This window comes from Bradyrhizobium sp. RT6a, assembly GCF_040547675.1.
GTDB lineage: Bacteria > Pseudomonadota > Alphaproteobacteria > Rhizobiales > Xanthobacteraceae > Bradyrhizobium.
In genome coordinates this window covers 1,256,430-1,269,318 of record NZ_JBEPQC010000001.1, presented here as the reverse complement: position 1 = coordinate 1,269,318, position 12,889 = coordinate 1,256,430, and the positions used below count along the sequence as shown (strand labels likewise).

At 63.4% G+C, this 12,889-nt stretch carries 9 protein-coding genes; 6 read left to right on the top strand and 3 right to left on the bottom strand.

What is annotated here, in order from left to right:
* Positions 1–58 precede the first annotated feature (58 nt).
* From folE to ABIC03_RS06070, 5 genes are all read left to right on the top strand, one after another.
* Positions 59–685 carry a GTP cyclohydrolase I FolE gene (folE, locus tag ABIC03_RS06090; RefSeq protein ID WP_275170588.1) on the top strand — a complete coding sequence of 209 codons (627 nt, stop codon included), beginning with the start codon at positions 59–61 and terminating at the stop codon, positions 683–685.
* A gap of 27 nt (positions 686–712) precedes the next feature.
* On the top strand, positions 713–2,236 hold the full coding sequence (locus ABIC03_RS06085; protein ID WP_354056351.1) for an FAD-dependent oxidoreductase: 1,524 nt from the start codon (positions 713–715) through the stop codon (positions 2,234–2,236).
* 128 nt (positions 2,237–2,364) lie between these two features.
* On the top strand, positions 2,365–2,940 hold the full coding sequence (locus ABIC03_RS06080; RefSeq protein WP_354056349.1) for an HdeD family acid-resistance protein: 576 nt from the start codon (positions 2,365–2,367) through the stop codon (positions 2,938–2,940).
* A gap of 112 nt (positions 2,941–3,052) precedes the next feature.
* Entirely contained in the window at positions 3,053–4,261 is a 1,209-nt protein-coding gene (locus ABIC03_RS06075; RefSeq protein WP_354056347.1) for an ABC transporter substrate-binding protein, read from the top strand.
* 195 nt (positions 4,262–4,456) lie between these two features.
* Complete coding sequence (locus ABIC03_RS06070; protein ID WP_354056345.1) at positions 4,457–5,671, top strand: acyl-CoA dehydrogenase family protein; 1,215 nt, start codon at positions 4,457–4,459, stop codon at positions 5,669–5,671.
* Positions 5,672–5,725: 54 nt separating this feature from the next.
* Here the strand turns inward: ABIC03_RS06070 and ABIC03_RS06065 are convergent, their stop codons facing one another.
* Entirely contained in the window at positions 5,726–7,063 is a 1,338-nt protein-coding gene (locus ABIC03_RS06065; protein WP_354056343.1) for an epoxide hydrolase family protein, read from the bottom strand.
* A gap of 635 nt (positions 7,064–7,698) precedes the next feature.
* On the opposite strand from ABIC03_RS06065, the gene ABIC03_RS06060 reads away from it, so the two are divergent.
* Positions 7,699–8,190: a septal ring lytic transglycosylase RlpA family protein gene (locus ABIC03_RS06060; RefSeq protein WP_354057513.1), complete on the top strand. Its 492-nt coding sequence runs from the start codon at positions 7,699–7,701 to the stop codon at positions 8,188–8,190.
* A gap of 101 nt (positions 8,191–8,291) precedes the next feature.
* Here the strand turns inward: ABIC03_RS06060 and ABIC03_RS06055 are convergent, their stop codons facing one another.
* Entirely contained in the window at positions 8,292–10,262 is a 1,971-nt protein-coding gene (locus tag ABIC03_RS06055; protein ID WP_473304220.1) for an AI-2E family transporter, read from the bottom strand.
* Between the two features lie 747 nt (positions 10,263–11,009).
* On the bottom strand, positions 11,010–12,749 hold the full coding sequence (locus ABIC03_RS06050) for a methyl-accepting chemotaxis protein (protein WP_354056341.1): 1,740 nt from the start codon (positions 12,747–12,749) through the stop codon (positions 11,010–11,012).
* Positions 12,750–12,889: the final 140 nt, after the last annotated feature.

The following is a 12,889-nucleotide window of genomic DNA, read 5'->3' as shown; positions in this document are numbered from 1 at the left end:
AGCCGTCCAAGCTGTGGGGCCGCTTTCTGTACGCGGTTCGGTGCAGGGGAGGTTTTCGATGAAGACACAAACGCGCAGGCTGGAGCGTGTCGCCGTCGCGCAAGCGCCGACCGAACGGCCCGAGAGGGCGGAGGTCGAGCAGGCGATCCGGACCATGATCCGCTGGGCCGGCGACGATCCCGCGCGCGACGGTCTGCGCGAAACGCCGGACCGGGTCGCCCGCGCCTTCGAGGAGTATTTCTCCGGCTATGCGCAGGACCCCACCGAAATCCTGCAAAAGACGTTTGAGGAGATCGAAGGCTATGACGAGATGATCGTCCTGCGCGGCGTTCGCTTCGAAAGCCATTGCGAGCACCACATGGCACCGATCGTCGGCCGCGCCTGGGTCGCTTATATTCCGCAAGGGCGCGTCGTCGGCATCTCCAAGCTCGCGCGTCTCGTCGACATCTACGCCAAGCGCCTTCAGATCCAGGAGAAGATGACGGCGCAGATCGCCAACACGATCAACGATGTGCTGAAGCCCGAAGGTGTCGGGGTCATCATCAAGGCAACGCATCACTGCATGACCACGCGCGGCGCGCACAAGCCCGGGACCGATCTCGTCACCAGCCGCATGCTCGGCGTGTTCCGCGATAATGCGTTGACCCGCCAGGAGCTGCTGGGGCTGGCCAATTCGGACGATTGATCCGCGACGGCTCAAGGAGGCAATGCCATGACCGAGGACAAGAAGCCAAGCGGCCCCGACCTGAGCCGAGGCGTGACGCTCGCCGCGTTCAAGGATGGCAAATTGCTCGGCCATGTCGGCGAGGAAGACGTCCTGCTGGTGCAGGCCGGCAGCGAGATCTTTGCGATCGAGCCGGCCTGCAGCCACTATCACGGTCCGCTCGCCGAAGGACTCGTGGTTGGCGACACCATCCGCTGTCCCTGGCATCACGCCTGCTTCTCCTTGCGGTCAGGCGAGGCGACCCGTCCGCCGGCGCTGAATGCGTTGGCGGTGTGGGAGGTCTCGCGCGATCAGGACAAGATCGTGGTTCAGCGCAAGCGCGAGGTGCCGAAGCCTTCGGTGCCCCACCGGACAGCGCCAACGCCGGAAAAATTTGTCATCATCGGCGGCGGCGCGGCGGGTTTCGCGGCGGCGCAGACGCTCCGTCGCGAGGGCTTTGCCGGCGCCATCACGATGCTCAGCAATGACAGCGCGATGCCGGTGGACCGGCCCAATCTGTCCAAGGATTACCTCGCCGGCAACGCGCCGGAGGATTGGCTGCCGCTGCGGGGCGAGGACTATTATCGGGACGCCAGTATCGATCTCAGGCTCAACACGAATGTCGCCGCGATCGAGGCGAAGACGCGCAGCGTGACGCTGGGCAACGGCGACAGGCTGCCGTTCGACCGGCTGCTGCTCGCGACCGGCGCCGAGCCGGTCAGATTGCAGATTCCGGGTGCCGACCAGCCTCATGTCCACACCCTGCGCTCCGTCGCCGACAGCCGCGCCATCATCAAGGCGGCCGGCAGCGCCAAGCGTGCGCTGGTGATCGGCGCCAGCTTCATCGGCCTCGAAGTTGCGGCCTCCTTGCGGGCACGCAAGATCGAGGTGCACGTGGTCGCGCCGGACGAACGACCGATGCAGAAGGTGCTCGGTCCCGAGATGGGCGACTTCGTGCGCGCGCTGCATGAGGAGAATGGCGTCAACTTCCATCTCGAGGACACGGTGGAAAAGCTGGACGGCACGCGCGCCACGTTGAAGAGCGGCGGCGTGATCGAGGCCGAACTGGTCGTGGTCGGCATCGGCGTCAAGCCGCGCCTTGCGCTCGCCGAGCAGGCGGGGCTTGCGGCCGACCGGGGCGTCAGCGTCAGCGAATATCTGGAGACCAGCATAGCCGGTATCTTTGCGGCCGGTGACATCGCGCGCTGGCCCGATCCGCATTCGCGGCAAACCATCCGCGTCGAGCACTGGGTCGTGGCGGAGCGGCAAGGCCAGACCGCGGCGCGCAACATGCTCGGCAAGCGCGAGCGCTTCGAGGCCGTGCCGTTCTTCTGGTCGCAGCACTATGACGTGCCGATCAACTATGTCGGCCACGCCGAGAGCTTCGACGACATCGCGATCGACGGCAGCATTTCCGGCAAGGACTGCCTGCTGAAGTATCGCAAGGGCGGCCGAGTCCTTGCGATTGCTTCAATTTATCGCGATCTCGACAACCTCAAGGCCGAGCTGGAGATGGAGCGGAGGCGCGGCTGAGGCGCCGCTTCCGATGTTGATTTGCGTCAATGTTGCTGCCCGCGAGGGCTGCTGTGCTGGCTGTCTCCGGTGCGGCGCGCGCTATTCTGGCCTGTGCTCGCTGGCTTCCCATGCAGGAGTGGCCCCTCATGACAAATGCCTCGGATATCTCCCATCCTTCCAGCCTGGGCTCCGGCATCGCGGCCTTGCATGGCAAATGGGGATGGATCGTCGCTCTCGGCGTGGTCTATCTCATTGCCGGATTCGTCGCGCTCGGCAGCATGGTGATGGCGACGGTGGCGAGCGTGATCGTGGTTGGCGCCATGATGATCGTCGCAGGCGCGGCCGAAATCATCGGTGCGTTCCAGATGAAGAGCTGGGGCAAGTTCGTGATCTGGGCCTTGCTCGGCGTGCTCTACATCGTCGCGGGCTTCCTGACCTTCGCGAACCCGCTGTTTGCTGCGGCGCTGCTGACCCTGTTCCTTGGCGCCTCGCTGCTCGCCTCCGGCGCGGTCAGGCTGTTTCTCGCCTTCAGCATGAAGCGCGAAAGCCCGTGGGTCTGGGTGGCGCTGTCGGCCGTCGTCACGCTGCTGCTCGGGCTGTTGATCCTGGCACGTTGGCCGGTAAACAGCGTCTACATCCTCGGCCTGTTTCTCGGCATCGACCTGATCATGGCGGGCGCGGGCTGGGTCAGCCTGGGCTTCAGCCTGAAGCGGCGGCACTGATCAGCAACTCGACGCAAGACCCTCTAGCGGAACTCCGCTGATCTGACGTGCTGGCAAAAAGCAGCACGTCGCGCTTTCCGACTCGCGCGGCGATCATCACCGGGGAGAAACCATGAAAGCCGCTTTGGCCCTGGCTGCAGCGCTGGCTGCCTGCCTGTCCACGCCTGTCTCCGCGCAAAAATCCTACGGTCCCGGTGTCAGCGACACCGAGATCAAGATCGGCAACACCATGCCCTATAGCGGCCCCGCATCGCCGCTCGGCATCACTGGCAGGGTGATCTCGGCCTATTTCGACGAGGTCAACGAGAAGGGCGGGATCAACGGCCGCAAGCTCAATCTCCTGTCGCTCGACGACGCCTTCTCGCCGCCGAAGACCATGGAAGCGGCGCGGCGTTTGGTCGAGGGCGACGGCGTCGCCTTCATCTTCGCGACCATGGGCACCGCGCCGAGCTCGGCGATCGCGAAATATCTCAACAGCAACAAGGTGCCGCAGCTGTTTCTGATCAGCTCGGCCTCGAAGTGGAACGACCCCGCCAACATGCCGTGGTCGATGGCGCTGCCGTGGGCACCGAACTACACCAGCGAGGCCGCCATCGACGTCGCCTATGCCCGCGCCAAGAACCCGAACGCGCGCTTCGCGGTGCTCTATCAGAACGACGACGCCGGCAAGGAATATCTGCGCGGCGTCAAGGAAGCGCTTGGTGCCGACGCCGACAAGGCGATCGCGATGGCGTCGAGCTTCGAGGTGGCCGACCCCACCGTCGATTCCCAGGTGCTGACGCTCGCCAACACCAAGGCCGACGTATTCATGATCTATTCGGTGACGCCGCGCGCCTGCGCCCAGGCGATCCGGAAAGCGCATGAAGTCGGCTGGCAGGCGACGCGCTTCCTCGCCTCGGGCTGCGCCAACAAGGCCACCGTGATGGTCCCCGCCGGCCTCGATGCCGGCAAGGGCGTGCTCTCGCTCGGCTCGCTCAAGCCGTTCGTCGAGGCGCCGAAGAACGATCCGGCGATGACGGCCTATATCGACTTCATGAAGAAGCGCCTGCCCAATGCCGACGTCAACAACGTCGCGGGTCTCTACGGCTACACCGTCGCCGAGGCACTGGTGGTCTTGCTGAAGCAGTGCAAGGATAATCTGACGCGCGAGAACATCATGGCGCAGGCGGCCAATTTGAAGAACGTGCCGCTGTCGCTGCTGATGCCCGGCATCACGCTCAACACCACGCCGCAGGATTTCCGCCCAATCAAGGACGGCTATATGCTCCAGTTCGACGGCAACGACTGGATCGTCGCGAGCGAGCTGCTGCGCGGCACGTGAGGGACTGCGGGCGCGACCGCACAAACGGTGCACCCTCTCCCCTTGTGGGAGAGGGTGGATCGCCGCGAAGCGGCGAGCCGGGTGAGGGGTCTCTCTCCGCGCGCGAAGCTGTTTATTGCGTTCGCGGAGAGAGACCCGTCATCCGGCGCTTCGCGCCACCTTCTCCCGCAAGGGGAGAAGGAAAAGGAGGACACCATGGACTTTCACCACTCCGAGCGTTCGCTCGAGCTGCAGGAGCGCGTCCGCCGGTTCATGCGGACGCATGTCGAGCCGGTCGAGGCGCTCTATTACGAGCAGGTCAAGCCGGAGGCGACACGCTACAAGACGCCGCAGATCCTTCAGGACCTGAAACGGCTGGCGCGCGAGCAGGGGCTTTGGAATCTGTTCCTCTCCGGCGAGCACGGTCCGGGCCTCAGCAATCTCGAATATGCGCCGGTGAAGGAGATCATGGGCCGCATCCTCTGGGCGCCCGAGGTGTTCAATTGCTCGGCGCCCGATGTCGGCAACATGGAGGTGCTGGCAAATTACGGCACGCCGGCACAGCAGGAGCGCTGGCTGAAGCCGCTTCTGGAGGGGCGCATTCGCTCCGGCTTCTCGATGACGGAGCCGCAGGTGGCCTCCAGCGATGCCACCAACATCCAGTGCGAGATCAGGCGCGACGGCGGCGACTACGTCATCAACGGCCGCAAATGGTTCACCTCCGGCGCGATGAACGAGGATTGCGAGATCCTGATCGTGATGGGCAAGACCGCGCCCGACGATCCCGATCGCCACCGCCAGCAATCCATGATCCTGGTGCCGAGAGCGACTCCCGGCGTGCGCATCGTCCGCGACATGCTGACCTACGGCTATGACGACGCGCCGGTCGGCCATCCCGAGATCGTCTACGAGAACGTTCGCGTGCCCGCGGAGAACATCCTGCTCGGCGAGGGCCGCGGCTTCGAGATCGCGCAAGGCAGGCTCGGCCCCGGCCGTATCCATCATTGCATGCGGCTGATCGGCTGCGCCCAGCGCGCGCTCGAATTGATGTGTCAGCGCGCGGTCTCCCGCACGGCCTTCGGCAAGCCGCTCGCAGACCAGGGCTCGGTGCGCGAGGACATCGCACACTCATTCTGCGAGATCGCGCAGGCGCGCTTGCTGACGCTGCAAGCCGCCGACAGGATGGATCGCGAAGGCAACAAGATGGCGCGCGACCTGATTGCCGCCGCCAAGATCGTCGTGCCCAGCATGGCCGCCCGCGTTATCGACCGCGCCATCCAGATCCACGGCGCCGCCGGCGTCTCGCAGGACACGTTCCTGGCGCGTGCTTACGTTTACGCCCGCTTCATCCGCATCGGCGACGGGCCGGATCAGGTGCATCTGGCCGCGGTGGGGAAGGAGCTGATCAAGCGAGGCGGGGCGATGGGCTAAGCAACGCCCTCGGCAGTTAGATCAACACCTTGCCCGCGGCGCTCTTGACCACCATCACTGGACCAGATGTGCGGGGCGAAGCGGCCTGAATGCGGCGCGCAGCTCGGCGGAGAAAAGCGCCGGCTGCTCCCAAGCAGCAAAATGACCGCCTTTGTCGACCTCGTGGAAGTAGGTCAGGTTGCGATAGGCGCGCCGGGCCCATGTCTCCGGGGCTTGATAGCTCTCGCCGGGGAAGACCGTGATGGCAACCGGCAGCGAGATCTCCGCAGTCTTCTCGGGACCCGCAAGGGCGGGGCTGCGCCCGCTATATTCCCAGTAAAGTCGCGCCGAGGAGGTGGCGCTGTTCGTCAGCCAGTACAGTGTGATGTCGTCGAGCACCTCGTCGCGGGACTTTTCGGAGTCGGTGCCGTCAAATTTCCAATGCGAGAAGCCGGGATGCCCGAGCATCCAGGCCGCCAGGCCGGCGGGAGAATCCGTCAAGCCGTAGCCGATCGTTTGCGGTCTCGTTCCCATCATCAGCGCGTAGGACCGGTTGCCCATCTTGCCGGCCGCACTGAATGCATCGAACGCTGCGCGCTCTTTGGCGGAAAGGTCTGCCGGGGCGGGCCCGCCGGCCGCGAGGATCGCCGCAATCTCGGGCGGGACGATCGCCGGCAAGTTAATATGGATGCCGAGCAGTCCTGCCGGCGCCAGCCGTGCCATCGCACTCGAGACCGGCGAGCCCCAGTCGCCGCCCTGCGCGACATAGTCGGTGTAGCCCAATCGCTTCATCAATTCCGCCCAGATGCGCGCCGTGCGGTCAGGACCCCAACCGATATCGACCGGCTTGCCGGAGAATCCATAGCCGGGCATCGAGGGGATCACGACGTCGAACGCGTCTTCGGGGCGGCCCGCATGGGCGGTTGGATCGGTGAGTGGATCGATCAGCTTGAGCTGCTCGAAGACCGATCCCGGCCAGCCATGGGTTATGACGACAGGGAGGGCGTTGGGATGTTTGGAGCGGACATGAATGAAGTGGATATCGATGCCGTCGATGTTGGTGACGAACTGCGGAAGTCGATTCATCCTCGCTTCGATCTGTCGCCAGTCGTAGGACGTTCCCCAATAGTTGACGAGGGACTGGAGCTTCGCCAGCGGGATACCTTGGGACTGATCGGAAACAGTCTCGCGATCGGGCCATCGCGTCGCCAACACCCGCCGCCGAAGCTCGATAAGGTCCTCCTCCGGCACGGCAATGTGGAAGGGGCGAATTGTGCTTTCGCCGGCGGCCGCCGCGCCACGCAGCGAAAACACGCTCGTGGAAATCACCGCTGCAATTCCAATCGCGGCGGTACTCAAAAGCGCGCGCCGGCTTCTGTCGATTGGGTTCTCGGAATTGTATGGCATCGGCATCGGACTGCCTCCTGACCTCAGGCGATCGGAGCCTGCGGAGCAGGCAGTCCTTCGTCTGGCTCTGCAACATGGCTCGGAAGCCGGTCAATAGCTCGTTAAGGGTTGTTAGATGCTGTGAGCAGTTGCGACTGATGCCGGGGAAAGTGAAAGAAGACAAGCTCAGCATTTCTGTCCCATATCCGCCGACACGGACGGAGTGGACAAGCGGATCGGATCTGTGCGCCGGCTCATTCCAGGAACGTGTTCAGCAGCGGGCCTTGCTGCGCAAGGACATCGCAAACACCCTCTGCGACATCGCGCAAGCAAGCCATCTCACGCTAGGTGGCTGCCTCCGCCGCAGCGTCGCTGCGATGATCGCTTCTGCATCGACAACGTCGATGAGTATGAAACCACGGTCAGGCCGACGAGCGCACCGATTGTCCTGATTGGTGGCGCCGTGAGAGTCATGTCGTCGCACTATTTCTCTGTCGCTCGTCGTCATGCTGTTGACGCAATGTCTGTCTTAGACGGCGACAACTAAAACACCGTGCTGGACCACTACGGTTCCCACAACGGTTCCGGAGCCAGGGGTTGGCTCCATCCGCAAAATGATTTGCGGCACCGGAACCGAACAATCGAAAATCACAGGAGATATAATGGGGTTCCGATCGAGCGCCGCAATTTGCGGCGCCGTGGTTGCGCTTGCCGTTTCCGTTCCGATTGCGCGATGTGAAGCTGGTGGGGTTCACTCAAGCGCTGCCGACAATGCCGCTTCTGGGGAAGCGATCGTTGGCGCGGCATCCATGTACAATCCGTTCAAGCCTGGCAAAGAGGAGGGCGGCCCGAAGACGGCCTCCGGCGAACGCTATGATCCCTCAGTCTGGTCGGCTGCAATCAAGACGAGCTTGCGTAAGAAATTCGGTGGGGTCCAATTTGGCGCGAAGCCGAAATACGCCCTCGTCGAGGCTGTCGGCAAGAAGGTCATCGTCAGGATAAATGATGTGGGACCGCTAAGGCCTGGCCGCATCATCGACTTCAATGAGCGGACCATGCGCCATTTCGATCCGAGCCTGGAGCGCGGGGTCATTCCTGACGTAAAAGTGCGGCCGCTTGCCGGCGGCGATTGGACCGCCGGACCGGTTGGCTGAATCGCGCAGTACGAACGAAGGTCGCGGGCGCCGCGCCATCTTCATGATGACATCATGGTTTGCTGCGCGCCCGGAGCAGCCATGTCTGCGCGTCTAAACTACTAAGCGGCCGTGATCTTCGAAGTCTGGCCTTCGGCTCCTGTGCCAAGGCCATCCACACCCGTCGCCTCTATGCAGAGTTTAAGCGCTCCGCCCAGAGTTGCAGCAGCCAAATCCGCCTTGGCACCTTCCCGCAGAGTTTCCAGCGCCGCTGGGTCGATGTCCTTCATCCAGCAACCCAGAATGATTGTAGCGTTCGGCAATTTACGGCGAAGCCGTCGCACCGAGTAACGCATATGGGCAGGACTACTTGCGTCCATATAGACAAGACAGGCAATGGCGACCCCGGCGGTCTCCAGCCGGAAGATATTCGCCGTCGATAACGCTCCCGCTGCTTCAACTCGTGCCGACAAGCCATGCGCATTCGTCAGTTGAGCCAGCATGATCGCAGCGGCTTCGTCGATCGGATTTCGTCCAGCCAGGCAGAGCACGGGATGATCGCCTTGCCATTCGGAAGGCAAGTCCTCCTTGCGCAGAACCCGCAGACTCTCATAAGGCGCGTCCTCAGCCACGCCTTCTATGGCAGATGTAGCTTCGACATCTGTAGTCGGGTTGACCTTCGGCGACGGACGTTCATCCTGCTCCGAAATGTTATTGGCAAATTCTTGGACTGCATCCCTGATCTTGGTCAGCCGGTCGGGAGCCAGAGCACCGCGCTCGGCATCCGCTTGAGCCAGTTGCAGTCCTCGCAGGGCGACTTCGTCGTAATAGGAGCCAAGAGATCGCTCCTTCAAGAACTCCTCGGCTTTTGCCGATGCTTCTGTCGGATCGCCGGCGAGCATCCGCTGATAGAATATCTCAGGCGGAGAGAGCGCTGGTCGGTCTCCAAACATGACGTCCAGGAACTCCAGGCGCTCGACATGGCGGCCCAGTACGACCAGACACACTGTAAGGGGTGTTGCCAGAACGAGGCCGATCGGACCCCAGAGCGCCGTCCAGAACGTCGCAGAAGCGACAACGGCCACCGGCGACAGTCCCGTGCTGTGTCCATAGACCATCGGCTCCAGCACATGGCCGACGACGGGCTCCACCACCACGAACAGCGCAATCGTCCAAAGCAGCATCGTCCAGGTTGGATCCACCGCGACCGCGAGAGCGAGAGGAAAGGCGGCGGCGATGACCGCCCCAATGTAAGGCACGAAGCGCAGCACTGCTGCCAGAATACCCCACAGGATCGCGCTTGGAACGCCGATCAGCCACAGACCCATTCCGATGATGATGCCGAAGCCCCCGTTCACGAGAAGCTGGATAAGGAAAAGCCGGCTGAGGCGGCTCGCCGCGTCATCAAGGGCAGCCGTGGTTCGCTGCAGGTCATCCGAACCGGCCAGCCTGATCAGACGATTACGAAGATCCTCGCGCTGAAGCAAAATGAAGATCACGAATATGACGATGATCCCGGTCGTTGCGAGCGGATGAAGCAATGGTGAAATCAGCGTTTGCAAGCTCTCCAGCGCGCCGGGATCGGGCTGGAGCACTTCCACAGGAACGGGCTTCGGCTGGGCCGCTTTCGGAGCTGCTATGGTCCCCAACGAATTCGCGGCCTCCTTCGGCTTGTCGAGCTCCTTGCTGAGGTCTTTCAACATGCTGGAAGCCCGCTCGAGCGTGCCTCGACCGGCGGTGGTCTCACGGAAGGATTGGATCTTCTCGCTGATTGTGGACTGATATCGCGGCAAATCGCCGGCCAGCTGCGCGAGTTGGGTAGCTAGCAGGCTGCCCATCGCAAATATGAACGCGAAGGCGATTACGACCACGCTCACCACAGCCAAACTGCGTGGAATGCGCAGACGCTGAACCAGTCGAACCAGGGGCGCCAGCACGAAGCTGAGCAAGACAGCCAGCGCTATCGGAATGATGATCTCGCGACCATAATACAGCACCATGACAATGATCGACGCGAGAATGGCCATCGCCACGGCGCTCAATAGGGAAATCAGCTCTTCCGGTGTTCGTGCTTTGAATGGCTGCCTGATCACAGCTCCTCGCTAGGCCGGGAAAGACGGCGAGTTTGTTGAGGGTCCAGTGAGTTCGGACGGCACATCTTTGGGAAGGTCGTCTAGTCCTGACATGACGCAACCTGTCGAAGTCGATGCATGAGCTTCAGGCCGGTTTGCGAGGGCGGCCACAACTGACCAGGCCCGATCGGCTAGGGCTACGATCCCGACGGGTACGCATTGTTGCCATGAGCATCTGGAGCGGACGATGTTGCGCTGACGGCGGCATTGAATCGGGAGCGCCAAGCCACGTTGGGGATGAACAAGCCACGCCGGGTTTAGTTCCGCGCGCTGCTCCAAGAGCGCGGTATGGCGCCCCGCTTAGCTCGCGCTAGCGACTCGGTGTGATCTTTCCGGCCTGCTTCCCGCCGAAAAGCCTGAGCATTTGGGCCGCTTCCAAGGATCACTGTCTCCTGCATCGCTTCCGATAAACCCAGGTGGTGGCGATAGCAAAAAGCCGCGGACTGCTCCGCGGCTTTGGTTCACAGGGAGGCGGCCTCAGCCAGCCTTCGGCTTCTCACGATCTGCCGGCCCAGCGCGGAAGGCTCCAGCATTGACATCATGCCCCTGTTTTGCCCGACGAGTCAAATATAATTTCGTAAAATACGAATAGTTTTGGACTGGAGCCAAGCCATTGATATCGCTGTCCCCGGCTACTGTGCATGGGGTTGTTTTCGCGTTTTTTGATGGAGCGACCCACCGCCGGCTCTGCTGGCGATGGACGTGCTGCTACCCCGCCTTGGCGATACGGCCGTCCGCCGCGCCTGAGCGCAGGTTCTGGAAGAACTTCTCCACCTCGCGCGACAGCGTCTCCGCCGTCTCGGTCACGCTGCTCGCAGCCGTCAGCACCGAGGAGGCCGCAGTGTCGGTCTCGCCGATGGCGTCGCGGAGCGAGCTGATGTTGGCGACGAGGGTCTCGTTGCCTTGGGCAGCCGATTGCGCGTTGGACGAGATCTCGCGCGTGGCGGCATCCTGCTGGCCGATGGCGCCGGCGATCGCCGAGGTGACATCGTTGATCTCGCGCACCGCACCGCCGATCTCGCGGACGGCGTCGACCGCGTTGCGGGTGGAGGACTGGATCATCGAGACGTTCTCGCTGATGTCGGCGGTCGCCTTCGCGGTCTGGCCTGCGAGTGCCTTGACTTCGTGTGCGACGACGGCAAAGCCGCGGCCGGCATCGCCGGCGCGCGCGGCTTCGATGGTGGCATTGAGCGCGAGCAGATTGGTCTGCTCGGCGATCGCCTGGATCAGGCTGAGCACGCCGTCGATGCGTTGCGTGGCGGCTGCCAGGCTCTCGATCTCGGCGATCGATTTTTCGGTGCGCTGGCCGGTCTGCTCGACCGCGCTGGCGGATTGCCGCACCTGCCGGCCGATCTCCACCACCGACGCAGACAGCTCCTCGGCCGCGCCTGCAACCGCCGTGACGTTGTGCGAGGCCTGCTCGGTGGCGTTCGCCGCCGTGCCGGCGCGGCTGCTCGCGTCCGCGGTGACGCGGGTGATGGTCTGCGCCGTCTCGCGCATGACGGAGGCGTTGTCGCTGAGGCCGCGCATGATCGCGCCGATCGCCTCGCGAAACGCGTCGACGGATTGTTCGATGTGGCGGGCGCGCTCCTCGCGCGCGGCGGAGTCCTGCGAGACCTGTGAGGCGAGGTTGCGGTTACGCCCCATCGCGTCCTGGAAGATCTGGATCGCGCGTGCCAGTGCGCCGATCTCGTCGGCGCGGTGGCTGTGGGGCACTACGACGTTCTCGGCGCCGTCAGCGACCTGCTTGATGGTCGCGGTAATGGCGGAGAGGGGGCGTGCGATCGAGCGGGCGATGATGACGATGCCGATCACGACGAGGGCGAGCGCCACGCCGGCGAGGCAGGTCAGGACGAAGGACAGGGTGCGATTGGTCTCGGTCTCGTGCCCGATTTGTCTCGCGCGCTCGGCATAGACCTTGGACAGCGCCTCGAGATCCTTGTTCAGCGCCGAGCGCACGGCGCGGTTGGCGTCGTTGTCGCCCCATTCGCGGCCCGCGGCCGCATTGATCTCGACGCCGCGGCGCACCAGCTCTTTGCGAAACTCGACGAACTGCTCGATGCGCTTCTTGAACGTGGCGAACTGCTCGGCATCGTCAGCCTTGACGATGGTCGCCCAGCGCTTCACGACGTCGAGGATCTGGGCGTTGAACTTGAGCAGGCCCTCGCCGTATTTCTTCACCACGGCCGGTTCAGTCGACATGTAGACGCCGCGCGATTCCATCACGACCGCGTAGACCAGCGAGTTGACCCGCTCGACGTTCAGCGCGGCGGCGTTCGCGGTCTCGATCGCGTTCGTCAGGTCGGCGCCGCGGCGGCTGTTGTAGTCGGACAGCATCGCGATCGCCGCCGTGAGCAACGCGAACAGCGCGAAGATCGCGTAAAGCTTGTTGGCAAGCGTGAAGCGGCCGGCGAGGCCGGTGGCATTCCCAGATTGGTCGATTGTCATGGTTTTCAGGGGCCCGAATGGCCGGAAGCGGCCCGGAGAGCGCAGTCGTACAAATTGATGCAAAACTATGCAGAATGAAGATGGACGCGGCGTTAACGCCGGGTTTGGCCCCCCTTCGCCCTTGGTCGAAAGAAAGGTAA

Excerpts from the sequence above, each read along its gene's own strand:
- ABIC03_RS06070 (WP_354056345.1), top strand. The coding sequence starts at position 4,457 with ATGGACTTTCACCACTCCGAGCGTTCGCTCGAGCTGCAGGAGCGCGTC.
- ABIC03_RS06060 (WP_354057513.1), top strand. The coding sequence starts at position 7,699 with ATGGGGTTCCGATCGAGCGCCGCAATTTGCGGCGCCGTGGTTGCGCTT.
- ABIC03_RS06085 (WP_354056351.1), top strand. The coding sequence starts at position 713 with ATGACCGAGGACAAGAAGCCAAGCGGCCCCGACCTGAGCCGAGGCGTG.
- ABIC03_RS06080 (WP_354056349.1), top strand. The coding sequence starts at position 2,365 with ATGACAAATGCCTCGGATATCTCCCATCCTTCCAGCCTGGGCTCCGGC.
- folE (WP_275170588.1), top strand. The coding sequence starts at position 59 with ATGAAGACACAAACGCGCAGGCTGGAGCGTGTCGCCGTCGCGCAAGCG.
- ABIC03_RS06050 (WP_354056341.1), bottom strand. The coding sequence starts at position 12,749 with ATGACAATCGACCAATCTGGGAATGCCACCGGCCTCGCCGGCCGCTTC.
- ABIC03_RS06065 (WP_354056343.1), bottom strand. The coding sequence starts at position 7,063 with ATGCCGATGCCATACAATTCCGAGAACCCAATCGACAGAAGCCGGCGC.
- ABIC03_RS06075 (WP_354056347.1), top strand. The coding sequence starts at position 3,053 with ATGAAAGCCGCTTTGGCCCTGGCTGCAGCGCTGGCTGCCTGCCTGTCC.